Below are 23,020 nucleotides of genomic sequence, written 5' to 3' on the forward strand. Positions count from 1 at the left end.
TACCTATTGATCTAATTTCTGATCGATAAAGGATGTGTCTATATCCGAACCAAACCATTCTGCCAACTTCACTCGCGCCTTATCTTTTACAGCATCATCGACGTATAGCGACGCTTGTAATAATGCAGCCATTAACGCCCCTAAATCATCCGTATAACCAATTCCAGCAACGAAATCTGGAATCGCATCAATCGGTGCAATAAAATAAGCAAGTGCTCCAATTACAATAATTTTCACTCGTTTTGGAACATCTGGTTTCTGCAAAACGTAAAACAACAGTAAACTTGCATAAATAACTGACTGCCCTGCCTGCTTTGCGACATGTTTTACTTTCTTCCAAAATGCTTCAACTGAAAATTTTTGCTCCATGTAAAGGCCTCCCTATTTTTTAAAAGAAATAAGCTACAATATGTTTTCAGTAAAAGTTCATCAAAATTACACATAATCTATCAATGAACTTTCATTGTAACAAACAAACTCAAAAAGAACAAGTGTTCGTTAATTTTTACATATTTCCCTTCATATAATAGGTTTCTAGATAACCACTTACCCATTGTCATTTCTTATTTCTCAACAAGAGATTTTTCACTTTCACTTAACATTCTGCTCTACCTTTGTTATATTTTCTAGTTGACGGACATATAAACGAATGTTAAAGTTTTCTCTGGTAGTGACAAATCTCATACAAAAAATGTAAAATGTTATAGTGTTTCTCAGAAATGAATTTTGTTGTATAATACAGAAATGACGTTATGCTTATGAGTAACACAAGAAACTAAAAGGGTATGCATAGTTATAGTCGTATATGGGTGAATATAGAACCTCTAATTATGGCCAAGAAAACTATGTATTTTTTATTTTAGCATTTTTCGCTCCAAAATCGACCAAGCCTGATAGAGAAAGGGTGGAAATGAATGAAAGAAACCTTGAAATCACAATTTCAAAATGTGCGTTTCACTGCATTCGTAGCTTTAGCCTTATGGTTGAAGACATATCTTATTACACGCACAAGCTTTGATTTAAAACTTGAATCTTTCATGCAAGAATTCATTTTATTCCTGAGCCCATTAGCAGCATCATTACTGCTTGTTGGTCTTGCATTATTTGCAAAAGGGAAAAAACGTAACTATATAGCACTTGGAATTAATTTTGTCTTAACAATCGTTCTTGTTGGTAACGTAATGTTCTACGGATTCTACAATGACTTTGTTACTTTACCAGTACTAGGACAAACATCTAACTTCGGAAGTTTAGGTTCTAGTGTAAAAGAATTGTTTAACTACAAGATTATCCTCGCATTTGCTGATATTATCGTATTCTTCATTTTATTGAAGAAGATGAAGAATTTTGCACCGACAGAACGTGTAGCACGCCCAATGCGTTCCCTATACTTCGTGTCAACAATTGCTATTTTCTTCGCAAACTTAGGATTGGCAGAGGCTGAGCGTCCAGAACTATTAACACGTTCATTCGACCGCGTTATGCTTGTTAAAAACTTAGGTTTATATGTACACCAAGTATATGATCTTGGCTTACAAGCAAAATCAAGTTCACAAAAAGCATTTGCTGACGGTAGTAAGTTACAGGAAACAGAGAACTACGTAAAAACAACGCAAAGCAAACCAGATCCAAATATGTTTGGTACTGCAAAAGGGAAGAACGTAATCGTTGTCTCTCTTGAGTCATTACAAACATTCTTAATTGGTGCAACAGTTAACGGACAAGAAGTTACACCATTCTTAAACCAATTTACGAAAGAAAGTTATTACTTTGATAACTTCTTCCATCAAACTGGGCAAGGAAAAACATCTGATGCTGAATTCTTAGTAGATACTTCCATGTATCCACTAGACCGTGGTGCTGTATTCTTCACACACGGTAACAACGAATATACAGCAACTCCAGAAATTTTACGTCAGCAAGGATACTACACTGCAGTATTCCACGCAAACAACGCAACATTCTGGAACCGTAACATTATGTATCCGGCACTTGGTTATGATCGTTACTACAACGAGCTTGACTATAAGATTACGCCAGAAACGAAATTAAACTGGGGATTAAAAGATATCGAGTACTTTGATCAATCTATCGATATGTTAAAACAAGTGAAGCAACCGTTCTATACTCGCTTCCTTACTTTAACAAACCATTACCCATTCACTTATGATGACAATACAAAATTAATTGACGAATACAATTCTGGTGATGGCGTATTTGACCGTTACATGGTAACAGCTCGCTACTTAGACGAAGCAATGAAACACTTTATTGAACGTCTAAAAGCAGAAGGTATTTATGACAACTCAGTTATCGTATTCTACGGTGACCACTACGGTATTTCTGAAAACCATAACCGTGCAATGGCACAGTTCTTAGGAAAAGAAGAAATTACTGCATTTGACCATATGAACTTACAAAAAACACCGATGTTTATTCACGTTCCAGGTCAAAAAGAAGGTAAAACAATTTCAAAACCAACTGGTGAAATTGACATTAAACCAACTATTCTAAACTTACTTGGTGTAGACTCTACGAATGACGTTCGATTCGGTCATGACGTATTCTCACCTGACAATAAAGGGTTCGTTGTTCTTCGTGATGGTAGCTTCGTTACAGATAAGTACATGTACACGAACAGTACATTCTACGACCGTGCTACTGGCGAAGTTGTACAACTACCAAAAGAAGAATCTCAACCACTTATTGATCGTGCCCAAAATGAATTGAGCATGTCTGACAAAATCATTGAGGGTGACTTACTTCGCTTCTCTGAAAGCAACAAGATCAAAACTGGTGAAGTAAAGACAGCTATTAAAGAAGAAAAGAAGAGCGCTGAGTAATCTCAGCCTCTTTTTTTATATTCCTCCATACAATTACTTATATTCATTAACTTTAACATTACATAACCTTTACCAAATATTCATATAAAATTAATGAAGTATCTCTATAATAAAATATGTAAACGAGGTTCTATATATTTCTTATCTCTCATCTGTAATAAGATCCCTTAAAGAAATATGTGAATCGTTTATTTCTACTTTCTTATAATTGTCTTTCAATATGTTTTGTTTCCATACACAAAACATTCCATAAGACGATGTCCCTATGAAAGATAGCTACCCTCCTTGTGCAGCATTCCATAAGAATGTTGCTTTTTTTTATTTAAAAGCAGGATTCTTATTTCTTATTTTCGAATTTGTATATACGAAATGCTGTAAATCACTACCACTTCTCTACCATTTACAAATACATATACGTCATATGTAAAGAATTACTCACATAAAAATTACTGTAGTGATTTTTATTCCAAATGAATGAAAACTTCACTTTACTTATGCACTTACGAAAGGATGGGACGAAAATTGGCATATGAAAGATTTGTACTTTGGAATGATGCAGTTATTGATACAACGAAACAAAAAACGTACATAGACCTTGAGGAAAGAGGCTTGCAGTTTGGGGATGGTGTCTACGAGGTTATTCGTCTATATAAAGGGAACTTTCACTTATTAGATCCGCATATCACAAGATTATATCGCTCCATGGAAGAAATAGAATTAACACTCCCTTTCTCAAAAGCGGAACTGATTACCCTACTTTATAAACTAATCGAAAATAATAATTTCCACGAAGATGGAACGATTTATTTGCAAGTATCTCGTGGTGTACAAGCTCGTACCCATACGTTCTCATATGACGTCCCTCCAACAATCTATGCCTATATTACAAAGAAAGAAAGACCAGCGTTATGGATTGAATATGGTGTACGTGCCATATCAGAACCGGATACGCGCTGGCTACGCTGTGATATTAAATCATTAAACTTATTACCGAATATATTAGCTACTACGAAAGCGGAACGAAAAGGTTGTAAAGAGGCCCTTTTCGTACGAAATGGTACTGTAACTGAGGGCAGCCACTCTAACTTCTTTCTCATTAAAAACGGAACTCTTTACACACATCCAGCTAATCACCTTATTTTAAATGGCATTATTCGTCAATATGTTCTTTCTTTAGCGAAAACCCTTCGTATTCCAGTACAAGAGGAGCTTTTCAGCGTTCGTGATGTTTATCAAGCGGATGAATGCTTTTTTACAGGAACGACGATTGAAATTTTGCCGATGACTCATCTTGATGGAACCGCAATCCGAGATGGTCAAGTTGGCCCTATCACGAAAATGCTGCAACGATCATTTTCTCAGAGTTTGTTACAATCCAATATGTCATCTTCTTAAACACGAATAATTTCTATCCTTTCTACATTCAATATATGTATTTAAATGGAAATCAAGGTATAGATTTATGCCTTGATTTTTTCTTGTAATCTTTTTGTCATATTCAGATTCCCGCATAAGTCTTGACAGTAATCGACATGCTCTTTAGAATTTTTAACAGTTGGTAAATATTTCTTCACTACATTACAGACAGAAAGGAATCGACAAATTATGAAAAAATACCTTGCCGGTCTTGCGGCAGTGTCTGTAGCAGGAGGAGCAGCACCTACACTTGATAGTGTTCAAGCTGCCCCTGAACAAAATACACAAAAAGCTGCTACAACTGTCCAAGCTTCTGCATCAAACAGCTCATCTTATACGGTAAACGCTAGCGTATTACATGTTCGTGCAGGATCAAGTACTTCTCACGACATCATCTCGCGCGTTTATAACGGTCAATCACTAAACGTGATTGGCGAAGAAAATGGTTGGTACAAAATTAACATGAATGGCCAAACAGGCTTTGTTAGTGGCGAATTTGTATCAAAAAATGGTGCGAGCAATTCAAATGTAAGTACAACAGGTGGAAAAAATAAAGTTACTGCTGATGTATTACGTGTACGTACCGCTCCTAACACTTCTAGTTCTGTTTCAGGACGTGTATATGAAGGACAAACATTAAACGTAATTGGTCAAGAAAATGGTTGGGTAAAAATCAATCATAATGGACAAGTTGGCTATGTAAGTGGCGAATTCGTATCTGGTGTTTCTTCTAATGCAGGTTCTTCAAACAACAATACGAATAATAACAACCAAGAATCTGTAAAACCAACAAGCGGAAACTATACAGTAAATGTATCTTCCCTTCGTGTTCGTACAGGTCCTAGCACTTCTCACACAACTGTAGGTTCTGTTACAAAAGGACAAGTCGTACAAGTTGTTGGTGAAGTTCAAGATTGGTTCAAAATCAATTATGCAGGCCAAACAGCTTACGTAAGTAAAGACTACGTAACAAAAGGCGGTTCTAGTGATAACGTTACACAAGGAAACAACCAAGATAACAAACAAGAACAAAATAATAATGTAACTGTTCAAACTGGCGGTACTTACGTTGTTAACGCAACATCTCTACGCGTACGTACAGGCCCTGCTACTTACCATAGCGTAATTGGTGGCGTATTAAATGGTACGACATTAAACGTAATTGGCTCTGAAGGTAGCTGGTTTAAAGTTAACTATCAAGGAAAAACAGGCTACGTTAGTAGCGAATTCATGAAATTCGTTAAAGGTGGCACTACTACTCCTGAGCAACCAAAACAACCTGAACAACCTAATCAAGGTGCAATTGGTGACTACTACATTAATGCTTCTGCCTTAAATGTACGTAGTGGTGAAGGTACAAATTATAGAATCATAGGCGCACTTCCACAAGGACAGAAGGTTCAAGTAATCTCTGAAAACTCTGGATGGAGCAAAATTAACTACAACGGCCAAACTGGTTATATCGGCACACGTTACCTTTCTAAAACACCAGTTGGTGGCGCAGTAGATAATAAACCTAACAACAACCAAAATAACAATCAAAACAACAACAATAATAATAACAATACAAGCAATAATAGCGGTGACAGTTCTTCCGTACTTGCATATGCAAAATCAATGCAAGGTGTACCTTACGTTTGGGGCGGAACTTCTGCTACTGGTGTTGACTGCAGTGGTTACATCTACCACGTATTTAAGAAATTTGGTCATAACATTAGCCGTCAAAGTGTTGCAGGATATTGGGGTAGCCTACCACAAACTTCAAATCCACAACCAGGTGACTTAATTTATTTCCAAAACACTTATAAATCAGGTCCTTCTCATATGGGTATTTACCTTGGGGGTGGATCATTTATCCAAGCTGGAGATAAAGGTGTAGCAATCGCTTCATTAAGCAACTCTTATTGGAGTAAGCACTTCTTAGGTTATACGAAAGCACCTTAAGTTATATTTTTAGAGCCTTCTAGATTACTAGAAGGCTCTTTTTAATGTGTATAACCTATTTCCTTTAAAAAATAATGTATCTATTTTCCTATTTCATACACTATATTCTACAATAATGATCCATAACGTTATCATAATGTATATTTTTACATAAAAAACATAACCTATTTCATGTCTAATCATTTCATATGTGTTTTTTTGAAGAATTTTCTTTTTATTTAAACTTTTCGTTAGACGTTTGACCTCTGATGTCCATTATGATAAGTTACTTAAGATGTTATATTTGCAGAAGTATAGACAACTGTTTTATACATTTTTTTACTATGAGGAAGGAGCATACACTGCATGAATCTTTTATGGGGAATTGGCGGCGTGATTGGAGTATTAGCAATCGCTTTCTTACTATCTTCCAACCGCAAAGCTATTAATTGGCGCACAATTTTAATCGCGCTAGCATTACAAATGTCATTTTCATTTATCGTATTACGCTGGGATGCCGGAAAAGCAGGTTTAAAACACGCTGCAGATGGCGTTCAAGGATTAATTAATTTTTCTTACGAGGGAATTAAGTTCGTTGCTGGGGATTTAGTCAACGCAAAAGGACCTTGGGGATTTGTATTCGTTATTCAAGCACTACTTCCAATCGTATTTATTAGTTCATTAGTAGCAATCTTATATCATTTCGGTATTATGCAGAAATTTGTTAGTATCGTTGGTGGCGCATTAAGTAAACTTCTTGGAACTTCTAAAGCAGAAAGTTTAAACTCAGTAACAACTGTATTTTTAGGACAAACTGAAGCTCCAATCTTAATCAAACCTTACTTAGCACGTTTAACAAATAGTGAATTCTTCGCTATTATGGTAAGCGGTATGACAGCTGTTGCTGGATCAGTTCTTGTCGGCTATGCAGCAATGGGTATTCCGTTAGAACACTTATTAGCAGCAGCAATTATGGCAGCTCCATCAAGTCTATTAATTGCGAAACTAATTATGCCAGAAACAGAAAAAGTAGATAATAACGTTGAACTTTCTACAGAGCGTGAAGATGCAAACGTTATTGATGCAGCAGCACGTGGTGCATCAGAAGGTATGCAACTTGTTATTAACGTAGCAGCAATGTTAATGGCTTTCATCGCATTAATCGCTTTATTAAATGGCCTATTAGGATGGATTGGCTCTTGGTTCGATATTAAACTTAGCCTTGATTTAATCTTCGGTTACTTACTATCACCATTTGCAATTTTAATCGGGGTTTCTCCTGGTGAAGCCGTACAAGCAGCAAGCTTTATCGGTCAAAAACTTGCAATCAACGAATTCGTTGCATACGCAAACTTAGGACCACATATGGCAGAGTTCTCTGCAAAAACAAATCTAATTTTAACATTCGCAATCTGTGGATTCGCAAACTTCTCTTCTATCGCAATTCAATTAGGTGTAACAGGAACATTAGCTCCTACTCGCCGTAAACAAATTGCACAATTAGGGATTAAAGCAGTTATCGCTGGTACACTAGCTAACTTCTTAAACGCAGCAGTTGCAGGTATGATGTTCCTATAAAATAAAGCAAGTCCCCTCTTTCTAAAGAGGGGACTTTTTATTTTCTTAGTATATATTAAATACTTTATGCCGAAATATAAAAACATTATGATACAATAATTATCAAGTCTGTTTATTTTTTCTTACAAAAGAGGGATACTACTTATTGTTGCTCTCTCAAAAAGAATATAGTCATCCGGTCTATTTCTTAATAATTGCGCATACTACAAGTATCCTTGTATGAATTATCTTTAAGGAGGAAAGTTTTGTGAAAGATAACTTCTATAAAGTCCTCTCTATGTGGATTTTACAAATTTTATTTTATTTTACAACTGTACATGTAACGCAATATGAGCATGCTCTCATTTTTACAATTATATATGTAATTGTTAATGTACTATTTCTATTTTTGCCTGATAAAACTGCATTTGTTTTCTTCATATTAGGAACCATTATTTCGGTATTCTACCTATTCTACCAAGCATGGCTTTACTTATGGAGTACATCAGAACAATGGGAATACATTATTACTCACTTCCTAATGGCAGCAAATTTCTTCATTGTATATATCTCCACTCATCTATTAAAGAAGGTTATTCATGAAAATAAAGAATTAACCGAACGTGTGAGAACGTTAGAACAATACATCGGAGAATCGAAATTATTAACAAGACAAGAATTTGAGAGACGACAAGCATTATTAATCAATGCAATGAATCGTCGTAATGAAACAGGCGTTATGATTTATTTTGATTTCACTTCCTTTAGTAAATATACAAAGGAAAGTGTTATGGACCGTGTAGCTTCCTTATTAGTTGAAACGGTAAGAGCTGACTTTGACCTTGTTGCTGAGTATGATAACAACACATTAGTCATTTTATTACAAAATACAAATGAAGCGGGTGCCGATATTGTAATGAACCGTCTACAGCCTAAAATGGAAAAATGGCTTGCAGATGAGGCTATTCAAGACATCAAGATTAAACGAGAACAAATCGCTACAAAAGGACCGAAGTTATTATGATGACACTCGTTATACTTCTTTTATTCCTTCTATTTTGCGTACTCGTTTTTTGGATCAGCATCACATTTTCAATTAAGTATGTACTTATTTTTACAGCCTTTCTATTCTCTGGCTTACTCGTTTACTATTCTTTCTTAACACTCGCAGGTTTAGTTCACCGAAGTAGGAAACAAAAAGATCGTACGCTAGAACATTACCCAAGCGTCGATATTTTAATACCAGCTCACAATGAAGGCGTCGTGATTAAGGATACTTTAGAGGCGATGGCAAAGATTGAATATCCAGGCAAACTAACTGTTTATTTATTAAACGATAACTCGCAAGATGAGACACCTGAAATTGGTGACGATTTTGACAAAGCTTATGCTCATATTCGTCACATTCGTGTTCCACCTGGTGAACCAAAAGGAAAATCACGTGTATTAAACTATGGCCTTAGTATTTCAGATGGTGAATACTTCTGTGTTTATGATGCAGATAACCAGCCTGAACCACATGCACTGCGAATGCTTGTAGAACACGCTGAAACAACCGAGGATGCTGTTGGAGCTGTTGGGCATGTTCGTACTGTAAATGAAAAAAGAAACTGGCTAACACGAATGATTTCGTTAGAATTTCAAATCTTCCAGCTCCTTATGCAATCCGGACGCTGGTTACTATTCCAAACAGGTTCACTAACAGGAACAAACATGCTTCTTCGTCGCGCTGCATTAGAAGAGCTTGGCGGCTATGACCCTTATGCAATTGCTGAAGATGCTGAATTAACATTACGAATTACACAAAAAGGTTATCTCCTGCCAATCGTTCCAGAGTCAATTACATGGGAACAAGAACCTGAGCATTTAAAAATCCTTATTAAGCAGCGTACACGTTGGCTTCAAGGGAACTTGTACATTTTAGAAAAAATGTTTTCTTCATTAAGTTTCTTTAAAGGAAAACTGCTCGTCCATTCTTTACAACAAGTTTTAGTGTATGTTGTATTTTGGTTATTCTTAATCATTTCGAACGTTTGGTTTGTAATTGGGTTACTCGGGATATTCCAAATTCAATATAGCATTCCACTACTATTTATGTGGTATGTCGCATATGTTACATATGTTTCTCAATTATTTAGTGCCCAGAGTGTGGAACGAACCTTTACACCAACTAATATTTTTATTAGTGTTATCATGTACTTTACGTACGCACAGCTCTTTACGTACTTATTCATTCGTAGCTTAATTTTATACTTACGTGCAAAAAGCAAGAAACAAGTCATTGGCTGGGATAAAACTGTTCGATTCAAAAAAGAGAAATAATAAAAATAAGCACAGAGCGCCGTATGCTCTGTGCTTATTTATTGCCGTATAAATTATATATCAGACAATACCCCTTAGCTGAAAGTAATTTCACGTCCATCCCCCAACGAACGATCGACCTTCATTTATATACGAAAAAGTGATTGCTATTTTTGTAGAACCAATTGCTTCTCTTGCTGCTCTTTGCGCGTTTCAGTCTTAGGTTCCGTGCTTTCTTGGACACTACGATGTGCCACACGTTTCAAACAAATATGCTTCCACTTTCTTTCGTAACGTTTCATTATTCTAGATGTCCCCCTTGAATGCGCTTTAAAACTATTTGAAATCGCTTACAGGAAATAATATAGCACATATATATAAACGTGACAACACATTTCCGACAATTTTTTGTCAAAAATACGAATAGAATTTGCAAAACATCGAACATTGTCGAAATATATCGATTTTCATTCATATAAAAGGCATACTACTAATATAGTAAAGTATTTTATTTCCCTTACTTGCAGTTCAAGTTCCTTCTATATAAAAAAAGAGCTGATACATAATCAACTCTTTTTCCTTCTATTATTTATGACGCTTCATACGCCCTTCTTTTTGTAACTCTTTAAATAATGCTGCCATCATAAAGAAAATAACGAAGACGAATGGGAATGCTGCAATGATAGCTGCCGTTTGTAAGGCTTCTAATCCACCTACATATAATAAGATAGAAGCTAGAGCAGCTAAAACGATACCCCAGATCATTTTAATGCGATTTGGTGGATTTAAACTACCATGTGTCGTTAACATCCCTAAAACGAATGTCGCTGAATCTGCAGATGTAATAAAGAATGTAGAAATAAGAAGAATAGCTAGAACAGATAACGCTGATCCAAAGCTTCCCATCTGATCAAACATGGCGAATAATCCTACTTCTGTTCCCATCTCTTTAATTTTTTCAAAGATATGTGCATCACCGAACAGTTCCATATGAATACCAGTCCCGCCGAAGACTGAGAACCAAAGAGCACCAATTATTGTCGGTACGAGTAACACACCGATAACAAATTCACGAATGGTACGCCCTCGTGAAACACGAGCAATAAATGTACCTACGAATGGTGACCATGCAATCCACCATGCCCAATAGAAAATTGTCCATGATTGAATCCATTGATTTCCGCCTTCATCTAATGGACTTAATCGGAAACTCATACTTGGCAATTCCTGAATATAAGAACCGATTGTCGAAGTGAAGTAATTCATAATAAAGTTTGTTGGACCTGCAAACAATACAATAATCATAAGTGCAAACGCAAAAATAATGTTTGTATTACTTAAATATTTAATTCCTTTATCAAGACCTGTTTGAGCAGATAACATAAATAACACTGTTACGATTGCAATAATGACTAACTGCGTCGTTAATGAGTTCGGGATAGATGTTAAATAACTAACACCACCGGCAATTTGTTTTGCGCCAAGACCTAATGATGTTGCCACACCAAACACAGTCGCGAAAACAGCTAACACATCAAATAAATGAGCAATACGTCCATGGTCCCCGCCTTTAAATAACGGCCCTACTGTCGCACTAATTGTACTTGCTTTTCCTTTTCTAAAAGTAAAGTAAGCAATACAAAGCGCTACAAATGCATATAGTCCCCACGGATGTAATCCCCAATGGAAAAATGAAAAACGCAGTGCAAGACGCGCACTTTCCTCAGTTGCACCTTCTCCAAACGGAGGCGCGTATAAATGGTTTAATGGTTCGGCAACGCCCCAGAACACTAAGCCGATACCCATACCAGCACTAAATAACATAGCAAACCATGTCATATAACTATAATCAGGCTCGTCATCATCTTTCCCTAAACGAATAGAACCGTATTTCGAAACAATTAAAAAGATAGACACACCTAAAATAATAGAAACAGAAATAATATAAAACCATCCAAACTTACTAACTAATGCAGTTTGAATTGCGGTTGTTACATTTCCTAGGCTACCTTTTCCGATAATAGATTCGGGAATAATCCCCCAAAGTGTAAATGCAATACATAATGTTAATGAAACGATGAATGTTTTTGTCAGTTTCCTCATCAAATCCCCCTTCGTAGGTTTTACTTTTATAAATAACATTAATTCCGATATGTAAAATCGGATAGAAAACTATAATTTTGCGGTGATTTTTTTACTTTCACCTTCACCAACTAGAATTCTGATGGACAGCCTTACCTTCCGTATAATCTTTTCACTCTGCAAGAGCTATAAGATCGAAATACTGCTGTCAAATTGTGCGAGAAAAATGCGGATGGGAATGTATTTTCCCAAAAAAGGATGTGTTACAGATGTAAAAAAGGGCATTTTTCTTCCTTGCAACCCTTTCTCTTTGTAACAATTATGCGGTTTTTTTGCTAGTATATAGCACGTGTTTATAGTTTCACAAACGAAATGTTTATGTTTATATAACTATATTACCCATAAAACGGTAAAATACTCAAGGAATGTAATCGTTTAGTAAACATCATGTAACACTCCTGTAATATTTTTATTTACGCCGAAAACAATACGTTGTATTAAATATTTTGAATATAAGTAGAAACCTACTAATTACATAGAATGAAAAACGCTTTCCTATATTTTTTGTTATATTACAGCATGTTAACGACTTATTACGAATGGTTTGTAATTGTGTGTTTTCCCGAAATCCGAAAAAATCTGTTGCTATAATGAGGACACGAAAACAAACGCAATGGAGGCTATCATGAAAAAATTAATTGGAATAGCAACAGCAGCAGTTTTTGGTCTTGGGATTTTCACATCATCTGCTAATGCAGAAACTGTTGTAACAACAGACGTACTAAATGTACGCGAAAACCCTACTACTGAATCAAAAGTTGTCGGTAAATTACTAAACGGTAATAAAATAGATGTTCAAAATACAGAGAACGGATGGTCAAAAATCACTTTAGATGGTAAAGACGCATTCGTAAGTGCAGAGTTCACTAAAAGCATCTACTACGTAACAGCTAACGTATTAAACGTACGTGCTGAAGCGAACACAAACTCAGAAATTCTTGGGACGCTTAAGAAAGATGATATGATTGAAACAACGAACCAAGTACAAAATGAGTGGTTACAATTCGAATATAACGGAAAAACAGCTTATGTTCACGTTCCTTTCTTAACAGGTACAGCACCTGTTATTGAGAAACAAGAACAACCTGCTCCTGCTAAAGCGCAAGCACCAGCACCAGCTCAAGCACCTGCAAAACAAGCTGCTAAGCCTGCTGTAAAGGCTGCTGAAACTAGCACACCTTCTGGTGGTCGTGAGTTAACAGTTGTAGCTACAGCATATACAGCTCATCCGAGCGAAAACGGTGGCACATATGGCGGCCGTGTATTAACTGCAATGGGTCATGACTTAACGGCGAACCCAAACATGAAAATGATCGCTGTTGACCCGAAAGTAATCCCATTAGGATCTAAAGTATGGGTAGAAGGTTACGGAGAAGCTATCGCTGGAGATACTGGCGGTGCAATTAAAGGTAACCGTATCGACATCCTACTTGGATCAGATAGCGCTGCTCAAAAATGGGGCCGCAAAACTGTTAAAGTGAAAATTTTAAAATAACCAATGACTGCGAAAGCCGGTTCTCTTTGTTGAGAGCTGGCTTTTATTTTTTTATAATAGTTATAAGGAGGCTATACTCATGAATGTACAAGCAAAAGTAGACTGGATCGGTACACCAAAACCGTATATATATAAAGATGAAGTAACATATGACGCTACTTCTATTGATTTTTCACTCGCTGGCGACGACAATCGCTATAAATTAATTGTGCTCAAGTCTGAAGAAAATACACATTACAAATTTGTCCAATATGGAATCAAACCCGGCTCACAAAAACCGTTCCCTATCGATATTCCATTTGAACAAAATATGTTACCAATGATTGAACAAATATTACGTGATCCATATGTACAAGCGATATTAAAAGAGACGCGCTCATAATTGTAAAAAAAAAATATCCACGGTTTGACACGAAATATTGAGTTAGCTACAAAATAAAAGAGGCTGTTCAAATATTGAACAACCTCTCTCATATTAACGAGTTGGACCAGATACTTCCTCTGACTTAAGCGTATTATTCGCTCCAAGAGAATGGTACAATATCTTTCCATTTCCATTCACAGTAACGATATGATCATTATTAAAGCTTTTGAACTTCACAGAGCCATCACCGTAACGAATATGATACTCTTCATATGTCGTTACTTTATATTTCGTAGCACTTTGACGCTCTACATTACGAATTTCCATTGTTAATAAATCTTCTGTAATTCCTTTTTTGTGTAAATACTGTATATAATCACGGTCTTCCTTGTACGATTTCCCGCTCTTATCATAATTATTTTCAATTAGGCTAAAATCATTTAATGAAATCGCACGCACATTATCATAAAGATGATTTCGTACAAAGTCGCCGACAGCCGAACTTGATGTTTCTTTCGGGAATTTTAAGTAATACGTGCTCTGGTCTCCGATTTTAACACTTTCAGATTTCATCACACCAAAATCAGTAGTTTTCTCTAAATGTACTTCTACTGTTTCATCTGTGGATACAGGACCAAGCTTATAACTTCCATAGCTTAATTTTCCACGTTTTTTTCCATTCACAAATATAGTTGCATCATTTTCATCAGAAGAAATGGTTACATACTTTCCTTCTAATGATAATGTCACATCCACTTTCGCCTCTTTTTCATCTGCCAAGTCCACTTCTTTTTCTGTTTCTAACTCAGTTAGTTCCGTCTTCGCTTTTGCCTTTACAACGTAAGAACCAGGGAAATATGGACCAACTTCTTTTGAAGTTTTATCACTCGATAACTCTGTCTCTTTCTTATCATTCACATATATTTCAGCGCTTTTCGCAGTTGTGCTTACATTCATATAATAAGATTTCATATTAAATTTATATTTCGGATATAAGAACCATTCTTTCCCGTCTTCTATAATTTGACCATCTTTAAATGATGCTTTATCACTTGCTAGTTTTTGATCTACTGTCTCTCTTTGTAAATAAGATAGCAGTTCTTTATTATAAGAAGGATTTTCTTTTAAATAACGGATATATCCTTTAATATCGTCAACTTTCACTTTCAAACTCGGATCATCTACTTTTACAAACTCATCAATTGCATTCGCATCTTTCTTTTGGAATGCTTCAATCATAGCATTGACCTGCTTTTCTTTTGAAAACTTACTTGCCCCAAATTTATACGCACCAAACAATATAGCAAAGATAACAACAAAGCCTATAAGTAACAGTATATTTTTCTTACTTTTCACTGGCTTTATTTCTCGTTGTACTTCTGAACGAGAAGAAGCTGCCTGATCAGCAATTACATCTACCTTACTTCCACACTCGGAACAAAAGTTCAAATGATCCGCAACTTGTTTATTACATTTCCCACAAAACTTCAAATGGCTCTCCCCCTTATTTTTTTCCTAACTTCATACCTGCGAATGTTAATGCGTACGAAAGAAGAAAACTCCCTACCATTAAATACAGCGTGCTACTTTGAATAGAGAACAATGGTCCGGAAATCCCAGCAAATTCTTTCATAACTTCTTTACTCCCTGAGGCCTCAATATGAATTTTGGCCAACCCATTTACACAAAGCATCATCACAGTATACACCGCACTAAACACAGCAATAGTTACGTACATATTTTTCATTGGATATTGAGCCAATTTCACCCCCGCTCTAAATAGTAAAATGCATGGTAGTACAATTAATAACCCCCACCAGTGCATGTAGGAATTGAAATCATCAATTTCTTTTACTCGTTTAAGATTCGCTCCATTAGCGATTTCCAGATCTTTTAATGACGTACCATTTATTGATATTCCTGACGTATAAGATAGATGCAATGGACCTTTTTCCATTGAGTATCTTCTCATTTCTCTATCCATATCTCCCCATTCAATTGCTGTTGGAGCAAAGTGAGCCATATTCCACATGTATGGTGTTGCTTCTAATGAAATGAATGTTTTATATGTTTTCTCTGGAAAATCAATTGGTCCCACTGACTTTGAACTGCTAAATAAAATTGTAATAAGTATAATACCAAATGTAATAAGCAATCCTTTTAATACAGTTACCACACTATAATAAATAGATGTTGCATATGGAATACTTCGACTTATAGAAGATAATAGACGGTGTGGCCCGGCTTGAATACACATACCAATAAAGGTAAATAATAAACCAAATATAATGCCATACAATAAACTACTAACATGTGAATAACCAATACTGATTGTCATCGTTTTATAGAATTGAGAAATTGTCGTAGAAGAACCTGCAATAAAGCTAACAATACACAAGAAAATTCCATATACGATACCGATAACACTCGATGTTAGTAACTTCTCACGCCAAATAGCAGAAGGGTTACTTTTCTCTACAAAGAATCCAATTCCACCTAATATAAGTGCCGGAATTGCTAACAAGATGAACAATGGGAAATGAAGGATAAATGACATCGTATATGCCCCGCTCCCACTAACTTCAAGGCCTATTAAATGATACATTAAAATTAATGGTGCTATGCCAATGAAAGATTGATTAACAGTAGTCTCATTTAGCATACCGTCCATCTTTGTGAGCATCGTTCTCACTAGATCGTTAATCGCCGCATCGACAACTAAGCTACCAATCCAACCGGCTATAAACATACATATGATTGCAAGCCCACCACCAAGTAAACCTTTTTTCAAAGTGCTTCCAGAGGGACTTACATGCAATTGTAAACTTTCGTCTGGTAATCTCGTTTTCATTTCTTTTTTTATAATACCTAATAAGGAATCCCCGCATTTCTCACAATATGTAGCGGTCCCTTTACTTTCCACTCCACAAGTTCGGCAATACTTTGAGTCTTTCGGTGCTAACGTAACTTCACTTTCTACACTACCTGTACTTGATCCATCATGTGTACAATAATTCGCTACATCCGATTGTTCTAAACCACAAGTTTTACAATACATGTTCCTCACTCCTTACTTTGCTTCATACCACAAACTGGACAGAATGTAGCCTCTGTTGCAATTTGTTCACCACATGAAGTACATGATTCATTTTCATCATTTTTTGATTGAAGGAGTAACTCATTTTCTTTCCCACACTGTCCACAAAACTTATCATTTACTGATAATGGGCCGCCACAGCTACATTGCCCTTTCTGTCCTTGATTCTGTAAATTAGCTATTTGCTTACGCGTATTATAAATAGCTACATCCAGCTCTTGTACTGGTTCTATAATATTTTTTAACACATCTACTCGAACTTCATCATTGCGGAGTTGCATATAGGCCATTTGACCAAGTTCCAGCAAAATTTCCGTTTTCGCCTGTAGTTTCTCTTGCGTAATTTTCTTTAATTGCGCAACCTCTTGGGCTACTTGTAATTTCATCTTCCCTTGCTCTATTCCCTCTTGCAATTTGTTCATACCACTACCAAACTTCGATTGTAAATCTGACAAAACTTAATCCCTCCATAAATATATAGTAATATACGAAATTAACATTTTATATATTACCATGATTTTCAAGTAATGTAATCTAAATTTCATTTTTTCTGTTTTGAGCATTTTTTGTTTATAATGGTAAAGGAAAGAAATATGTGTACGGAGGAATATTATGCTGCAACACTCAATTACGAAAGATGAAATTATGATGATTGCGAATGAGTTCGTTCAAGGACTAGATCCACAGCAAACAGCTGATCAGGAACATGTCGCTACAGCTCGGCACCTATATCGTAGTGGTGTTGTCTACAACGTTGACTTTGATGGCTATACGCTATCAGGAACTGTAGATGCTGAAGGCAGCGTATATAGCGTCCATATCCCGATTCGTAACGTAGCTGAAAGCTATTGCGATTGCTTCGCACCAACGCAATGTGAGCATATGCTCGCTGTGTTACTATCGGCAGCGTCTAGTTTCGGGCAAGTAGGAGATGTCTTAAATTTATTTAAAAATAATACGAAACCTTCTCTTCCTCCTATTCGAACTGCAAGACAAGTATTGCAATCATCAGCTTTTGAAGAAACGGATTATAAAAGTTGGCAATCCTATTTTGATAACGAATATGAATCATTTAAAAAAGAACAAGCTCGGCTTACTTATAAACAAATGTATTTTCTTATGAGTATTTTTACGGACTTCTATACGAAACTTGAGCGGAAGGCTCCGCGTATCGTTGTGATACATGAATTGTTCAGGTTACATGCAGCGCTTTATTGCTTTCAAAAATTATTAGAAGAAATTCAGGACTTTGAAGCAAATAAAACGTATTCTTATCATCAGCCTGTTAACGTCGTTCGCCTATTTGTAGATAAGGTGGAATCCATCGTTCGGGACTTACAATCAGAATCGATTCCTTCAGAGTCTAAATCAATTCTGCAAGAAACAGCTCGTCTCGTTCACGAAGTATTTTTCTCCACCGATGCCTATACACAAGAGAGGTTCTTTATTTATCGTCACATATGGAGTGAACTGTTACACAATAACGAGCAACTACAAGAAGAAGAAAAACGAATCGATACGAAAATGAATCCACTTTCCAAAGCATTAGCATCTTCTCATCTACTCTTTTTAAATGACGAAGATCGATTAGCGATGGACTTACTAAAGAAACAACCTGCTTCTGTTGTAAGTCTGTACTTCTATTGGTTAGAGGAATTATTAAATGCAATGAAATGGGATCGTGCGAAAAACTGGCTTTCCTTTACGTATAAACAAGTGAAGAAAACGATACATGAGCACGAAAATACAATTTTCATAAAAGATATCGTTCGCTTATTCGTCATCATGTATGAAACGTATGCAACTCATACAAATGAACAAGCTGGATTCGAAATGATTTTGCAAGAGCTATTACCATATAGTTTCGCAAACTATGAACAATACGTACTGGCGAAAAAGCAGTATCGCACATGGGCAGAACTTCAGCTCTTACACGGTTTTGAAGCAATTGAACTTTTGAAAGAACCGCTGAAAGATATTGAGAAGGAAGCACCAGAAGCAGCCCTTCCTCTTTATCACCTTGCTGCTACCGAAGCTATTGAAGAGCGAAATCGCAAATCATATAGACGTGCAGTTCGTTACTTAAAGAAATTACGTACATTATATAAACGATTAAAGCGTACCGATGAATGGGATGCTTTCATTATTCACATCGCAAACTTACATTCACGTCTGCGTGCACTACAAGAGGAATTACGGAAAGGAAAATTAATCGATGATCAATCAAACTGAAGTAACAATTAGGCTCCAGCACGTTAGTCACGGTTGGTTCCTTTGGGGAGAAGATGATAGCGGTACTCCATTATCCGTAACAAGTTGGAAACGAAATGCATTTACATGGCACTCCACTTCCTTCTACGGCACGTTTCTAAAAGAAGCAAGCTTTGAAGGAAGACAAGGTGTTATGCTAACAAACGCACAAGCATTTGAATACATCGCGAATAAACCGATGAACTCCTTTGCCCGTATTCAAATGAACGGCCCTATTACAGCACTTACGGAAGATGCGAACGAATTGTGGGATGCCTTCACAAGCGGTAGCTTCGTACCTGATATGGAGCGCTGGCCTAAACAACCATCTTGGAAAGTTCAAAATACTCCAATCGAAGATGAAACATTGGCATCTCTTTTCTCGTCTGCAGTAAATGAAAGCATATTACAAGATAACCGTTCAAATGACGGATGGGAAGATGCAAAGAGACTTTATGAACATTACGACTTTACGAAAAGACAATTAGACGCAGCACTACATGAAGAAGATTGGCTTCGAAAAATTGGTTACATTGAAGATGACCTTCCCTTTACAATCGGACTACGACTACAAGAGCCGCAAGAAGAATTTGAAATGTGGAAGCTTGAAACAATTGTTACACCAAAGCGCGGGGCACATCGCATATATGTATATGAAAGTATCGATTCTTTACCAAAACGATGGCACGATTATGAAGAACGTATTCTTGAAACACAAGAAGGATTCAGTAAGCTCGTACCGTGGTTAAAAGAAGGGGATACATTCCGAAGTGAACTCTTTGAAACAGAAGCGTGGAACTTCTTAACAGAAGCAAGTAACGAATTACTTGCTGCAGGTATTACGATTTTACTACCATCATGGTGGCAAAATTTAAAAGCGACAAAACCGAAATTACGTGTGCAACTGAAGCAAAATGCGACGCAAACACAATCTTTCTTCGGTATGAATACACTCGTTAATTTTGACTGGCGCATTTCAACGAACGGCATTGATTTATCAGAAAGCGAATTTTTCGAACTCGTTGAACAAAACAAACGATTATTCAATATAAATGGTCAATGGATGAGACTGGACCCAGCCTTTATTGAAGAAGTACGAAAGCTCATGAATCGTGCTGATAAGTATGGACTTGAAATGAAAGATGTCCTTCAGCAACATTTATCCAACACGGCTGAAACAGAAATTGTAGAAGAAGATAGTCCGTTTAACGATATTGAAATTGAACTGGATGGATATTATGAAGAGCTATTCCAAAAACTATTGCACATTGGAGATATTCCGAAAGTAGATGTCCCTTCTTCACTAAACGCTACACTCCGCCCGTATCAACAACATGGCATTGAGTGGTTATTATATTTAAGAAAACTTGGATTCGGCGCATTGTTAGCTGACGACATGGGACTTGGAAAGAGTATTCAAACGATCACTTACTTACTATATATAAAAGAAAACAATCTCCAAACAGGTCCTGCTTTAATCGTGGCTCCGACATCTGTTCTTGGAAATTGGCAAAAAGAATTTGAGTGTTTCGCACCGAATTTACGCGTTCAGTTACATTATGGAAGTAACCGAGCTAAAGGGGAATCCTTTAAAGATTTCCTTCAATCAGCAGATGTTGTATTAACGTCTTATGCATTAGCTCAGCTTGATGAGGAAGAACTTAGTACGTTATGCTGGGATGCTGTTATTTTGGATGAAGCACAAAATATTAAAAACCCACATACGAAACAGTCTAAAGCAGTGCGAAACTTACAAGCAAATCACAAAATCGCATTAACTGGGACACCGATGGAAAACCGCCTTGCCGAGCTTTGGTCTATTTTCGACTTCATTAATCATGGATATCTTGGCAGCTTAGGACAATTCCAGCGCCGCTTCGTCTCACCAATTGAAAAGGACCGTGACGAAGGAAAAATCCAACAAGTTCAACGTTTTATCTCGCCGTTTTTACTGCGTCGTACGAAGAAAGATCAAACAGTCGCATTAAACTTACCAGATAAACAAGAACAGAAAGCTTACTGTCCACTAACTGGTGAACAAGCTTCCTTATATGAACAACTTGTTCAAGATACGTTGCAAAATGTAGAAGGATTAAGCGGAATTGAGCGACGCGGATTTATATTACTCATGCTGAACAAACTTAAACAAATTTGTAATCACCCTGCTCTTTATTTAAAAGAAACAGAACCGAAAAACATTATCGAACGTTCCATGAAAACGAGCACGCTCATGGAACTCATTGAAAATATAAAAGATCAAAATGAAAGTTGTTTAATCTTCACGCAATACATCGGTATGGGGAACATGCTAAAAGATGTGTTAGAAAAACATTTCGGTCAGCGCGTCCTCTTCTTAAACGGTAGTGTACCGAAGAAAGAACGTGACAAAATGATCGAACAGTTCCAAAACGGAACGTATGACATCTTCATCTTATCGTTAAAAGCAGGTGGTACAGGGTTAAACTTAACAGCTGCCAACCATGTCATTCACTACGATCGTTGGTGGAATCCAGCGGTAGAAAATCAAGCAACAGATCGTGCATATCGTATTGGTCAAAAGCGTTTCGTTCACGTTCATAAACTGATTACAACGGGGACACTTGAAGAGAAAATCGATGAAATGTTAGAAAGAAAACAATCATTAAACAACGCCGTCATTACAAGCGATAGTTGGATGACAGAACTATCTACAGATGAACTAAAAGAATTACTTGGTGTATAAAGTGAAACTTTAATCAGTGGGGGTCTTACTGCCCATTAAAGCGGGATAAACAAAAGGAGCTAATCTTTTCGAGATTAGCTCCTTTTTCTATTCCAAAACCAATTACTTATTATAATACCTGTTAATCCGCCGCACGTATCTAGCAATGAATCTTGCCACATCGGTGTACGATCTCCCGTAAACCATTGATGAATTTCATCAAACGTTGCATATCCCGCAACGAAAAGGAGCGCGTATAGGAAACACCTTTTTCTCGAATAACCTGATCGATGAAAAGCGTAATACGTCAATGAACCGAGCATAAAGAACACCATAAAATGAGCACCTTTACGAAGGAAAAACTCAATAAATCCGCCTACACCTTTATTTGCAATACTAACAGGTGTACCACCGCCGTAATCGATAGATACCCATGAAAAATGCTCTTTCACAAACTCCACATTTACATATTGTTCAATATCCGAACGCATATCCTGCTTTTTATATGGTTGTGCCGAGGAATAGAAAATCAGCCCCATCCATAGTAAAACAGGAATCCAAAATAACCATTTACGATTCATTCTTCCGAAACCCCTCTCTTATTCTTTTAAGCGTACCAAAAAAAAGAATAAATTTCACGCCAAAACATGACATTTGCATCCTATTTATATAGTGAAAGGGGGTGATAAACATGGCAGTCGAAACAATCGTAATGGATTTAACTTTACGTCTCGTCTTAAACAATGGATTAGATAAGAATGGAAAAACAGTTTTTAAGAACAAACAATTTAAGCGCGTAAAAACAAACGCAAACTTAGAGAAAGTACAAACCGTAGCTCGTGCTCTAGCTTCTTTACAAGCATCACCACTTCACGCTGTACAACTTGTTAGCACATCAGATCTTTCTAACCTTTAAGGTGGCAATGTAATC

General features: G+C 36.5%; 17 protein-coding genes. 11 read left to right on the forward strand and 6 right to left on the reverse strand.

Annotated features, from left to right (window positions below):
• Positions 1–3 precede the first annotated feature (3 nt).
• The gene (locus ACTFSI_RS10930; RefSeq protein WP_000435501.1) at positions 4–369 is read right to left on the reverse strand and encodes a YkvA family protein; all 366 of its coding nucleotides are present in this window, start codon (positions 367–369) and stop codon (positions 4–6) included.
• A gap of 545 nt (positions 370–914) precedes the next feature.
• Between ACTFSI_RS10930 and ACTFSI_RS10935 the strand changes: the two genes are divergently transcribed.
• From ACTFSI_RS10935 to ACTFSI_RS10960, 6 genes are all read left to right on the forward strand, one after another.
• Entirely contained in the window at positions 915–2,843 is a 1,929-nt protein-coding gene (locus ACTFSI_RS10935; protein WP_000665331.1) for an LTA synthase family protein, read from the forward strand.
• 510 nt (positions 2,844–3,353) lie between these two features.
• Entirely contained in the window at positions 3,354–4,238 is an 885-nt protein-coding gene (locus ACTFSI_RS10940) for a D-amino-acid transaminase (RefSeq protein WP_001998631.1), read from the forward strand.
• A 210-nt stretch (positions 4,239–4,448) separates the two neighbouring features.
• Positions 4,449–6,203, forward strand: a complete 1,755-nt coding sequence (locus tag ACTFSI_RS10945) for a C40 family peptidase (RefSeq protein ID WP_044792000.1) — start codon at positions 4,449–4,451, stop codon at positions 6,201–6,203.
• Between the two features lie 345 nt (positions 6,204–6,548).
• Complete coding sequence (locus ACTFSI_RS10950) at positions 6,549–7,760, forward strand: NupC/NupG family nucleoside CNT transporter (RefSeq protein ID WP_001051025.1); 1,212 nt, start codon at positions 6,549–6,551, stop codon at positions 7,758–7,760.
• 247 nt (positions 7,761–8,007) lie between these two features.
• Positions 8,008–8,763, forward strand: coding sequence for a GGDEF domain-containing protein (locus ACTFSI_RS10955; protein WP_044791998.1), 756 nt, complete (start codon positions 8,008–8,010; stop codon positions 8,761–8,763).
• Positions 8,760–10,061 (forward strand): glycosyltransferase family 2 protein, encoded by a 1,302-nt coding sequence (locus ACTFSI_RS10960; protein ID WP_044791996.1) that lies wholly within the window; start codon positions 8,760–8,762, stop codon positions 10,059–10,061. Before ACTFSI_RS10955 ends, ACTFSI_RS10960 begins: the two co-directional genes overlap by 4 nt.
• Positions 10,062–10,625: 564 nt before the next feature.
• Here the strand turns inward: ACTFSI_RS10960 and opuD are convergent.
• A complete protein-coding gene (opuD, locus tag ACTFSI_RS10965) occupies positions 10,626–12,143 on the reverse strand; it encodes a glycine betaine transporter OpuD (RefSeq protein ID WP_197225800.1) in 1,518 nt (505 codons plus the stop codon).
• A 664-nt stretch (positions 12,144–12,807) separates the two neighbouring features.
• On the opposite strand from opuD, the gene ACTFSI_RS10970 reads away from it, so the two are divergent.
• Complete coding sequence (locus ACTFSI_RS10970) at positions 12,808–13,677, forward strand: cell wall-binding protein EntA (RefSeq protein WP_440045378.1); 870 nt, start codon at positions 12,808–12,810, stop codon at positions 13,675–13,677.
• 79 nt (positions 13,678–13,756) lie between these two features.
• Positions 13,757–14,059 carry a DUF3910 family protein gene (locus ACTFSI_RS10975; RefSeq protein ID WP_001102522.1) on the forward strand — a complete coding sequence of 101 codons (303 nt, stop codon included), beginning with the start codon at positions 13,757–13,759 and terminating at the stop codon, positions 14,057–14,059.
• 93 nt (positions 14,060–14,152) lie between these two features.
• Here ACTFSI_RS10975 and ACTFSI_RS10980 read toward each other — a convergent pair whose 3' ends face one another.
• From ACTFSI_RS10980 to ACTFSI_RS10990, 3 genes are read right to left on the reverse strand one after another with little or no spacing between them, the layout of a single operon-like run.
• The gene (locus tag ACTFSI_RS10980) at positions 14,153–15,532 is read right to left on the reverse strand and encodes a zinc ribbon domain-containing protein (protein ID WP_197225802.1); all 1,380 of its coding nucleotides are present in this window, start codon (positions 15,530–15,532) and stop codon (positions 14,153–14,155) included.
• Positions 15,533–15,545: 13 nt separating this feature from the next.
• Entirely contained in the window at positions 15,546–17,099 is a 1,554-nt protein-coding gene (locus ACTFSI_RS10985; RefSeq protein ID WP_197225803.1) for a hypothetical protein, read from the reverse strand.
• Positions 17,100–17,104: 5 nt separating this feature from the next.
• Positions 17,105–17,593 (reverse strand): zinc ribbon domain-containing protein, encoded by a 489-nt coding sequence (locus ACTFSI_RS10990; RefSeq protein WP_001281743.1) that lies wholly within the window; start codon positions 17,591–17,593, stop codon positions 17,105–17,107.
• 157 nt (positions 17,594–17,750) lie between these two features.
• Between ACTFSI_RS10990 and ACTFSI_RS10995 the strand changes: the two genes are divergently transcribed.
• Positions 17,751–19,370 (forward strand): SWIM zinc finger family protein, encoded by a 1,620-nt coding sequence (locus ACTFSI_RS10995; RefSeq protein WP_061529308.1) that lies wholly within the window; start codon positions 17,751–17,753, stop codon positions 19,368–19,370.
• A complete protein-coding gene (locus ACTFSI_RS11000; RefSeq protein ID WP_440045379.1) occupies positions 19,354–22,110 on the forward strand; it encodes a DEAD/DEAH box helicase in 2,757 nt (918 codons plus the stop codon). Before ACTFSI_RS10995 ends, ACTFSI_RS11000 begins: the two co-directional genes overlap by 17 nt.
• A 74-nt stretch (positions 22,111–22,184) precedes the next feature.
• On the opposite strand, the gene ACTFSI_RS11005 is transcribed toward ACTFSI_RS11000, so the two are convergent.
• Positions 22,185–22,670: a VanZ family protein gene (locus ACTFSI_RS11005; protein WP_044791988.1), complete on the reverse strand. Its 486-nt coding sequence runs from the start codon at positions 22,668–22,670 to the stop codon at positions 22,185–22,187.
• Positions 22,671–22,780: 110 nt separating this feature from the next.
• Here ACTFSI_RS11005 and ACTFSI_RS11010 point away from each other — a divergent pair, with 110 nt between their 5' ends.
• On the forward strand, positions 22,781–23,005 hold the full coding sequence (locus tag ACTFSI_RS11010) for a DUF1659 domain-containing protein (protein ID WP_000257701.1): 225 nt from the start codon (positions 22,781–22,783) through the stop codon (positions 23,003–23,005).
• Positions 23,006–23,020 lie beyond the last annotated feature (15 nt).

This window comes from Bacillus cereus group sp. MYBK101-2, assembly GCF_051918845.1.
Classification (GTDB): Bacteria; Bacillota; Bacilli; order Bacillales; family Bacillaceae_G; genus Bacillus_A; species Bacillus_A paranthracis.

What these genes read in the sequence shown, in the direction of transcription:
- ACTFSI_RS10975 (WP_001102522.1), top strand. Translation starts at nt 13,757, where the DNA reads ATGAATGTACAAGCAAAAGTAGACTGGATCGGTACACCAAAACCGTAT.
- ACTFSI_RS11010 (WP_000257701.1), top strand. Translation starts at nt 22,781, where the DNA reads ATGGCAGTCGAAACAATCGTAATGGATTTAACTTTACGTCTCGTCTTA.
- ACTFSI_RS10950 (WP_001051025.1), top strand. Translation starts at nt 6,549, where the DNA reads ATGAATCTTTTATGGGGAATTGGCGGCGTGATTGGAGTATTAGCAATC.
- ACTFSI_RS10970 (WP_440045378.1), top strand. Translation starts at nt 12,808, where the DNA reads ATGAAAAAATTAATTGGAATAGCAACAGCAGCAGTTTTTGGTCTTGGG.
- ACTFSI_RS10960 (WP_044791996.1), top strand. Translation starts at nt 8,760, where the DNA reads ATGATGACACTCGTTATACTTCTTTTATTCCTTCTATTTTGCGTACTC.
- ACTFSI_RS10985 (WP_197225803.1), bottom strand. Translation starts at nt 17,099, where the DNA reads ATGTATTGTAAAACTTGTGGTTTAGAACAATCGGATGTAGCGAATTAT.
- ACTFSI_RS10940 (WP_001998631.1), top strand. Translation starts at nt 3,354, where the DNA reads ATGGGACGAAAATTGGCATATGAAAGATTTGTACTTTGGAATGATGCA.
- ACTFSI_RS10995 (WP_061529308.1), top strand. Translation starts at nt 17,751, where the DNA reads ATGCTGCAACACTCAATTACGAAAGATGAAATTATGATGATTGCGAAT.
- ACTFSI_RS11000 (WP_440045379.1), top strand. Translation starts at nt 19,354, where the DNA reads ATGATCAATCAAACTGAAGTAACAATTAGGCTCCAGCACGTTAGTCAC.
- ACTFSI_RS11005 (WP_044791988.1), bottom strand. Translation starts at nt 22,670, where the DNA reads ATGAATCGTAAATGGTTATTTTGGATTCCTGTTTTACTATGGATGGGG.
- ACTFSI_RS10935 (WP_000665331.1), top strand. Translation starts at nt 915, where the DNA reads ATGAAAGAAACCTTGAAATCACAATTTCAAAATGTGCGTTTCACTGCA.
- ACTFSI_RS10930 (WP_000435501.1), bottom strand. Translation starts at nt 369, where the DNA reads ATGGAGCAAAAATTTTCAGTTGAAGCATTTTGGAAGAAAGTAAAACAT.
- opuD (WP_197225800.1), bottom strand. Translation starts at nt 12,143, where the DNA reads ATGAGGAAACTGACAAAAACATTCATCGTTTCATTAACATTATGTATT.
- ACTFSI_RS10945 (WP_044792000.1), top strand. Translation starts at nt 4,449, where the DNA reads ATGAAAAAATACCTTGCCGGTCTTGCGGCAGTGTCTGTAGCAGGAGGA.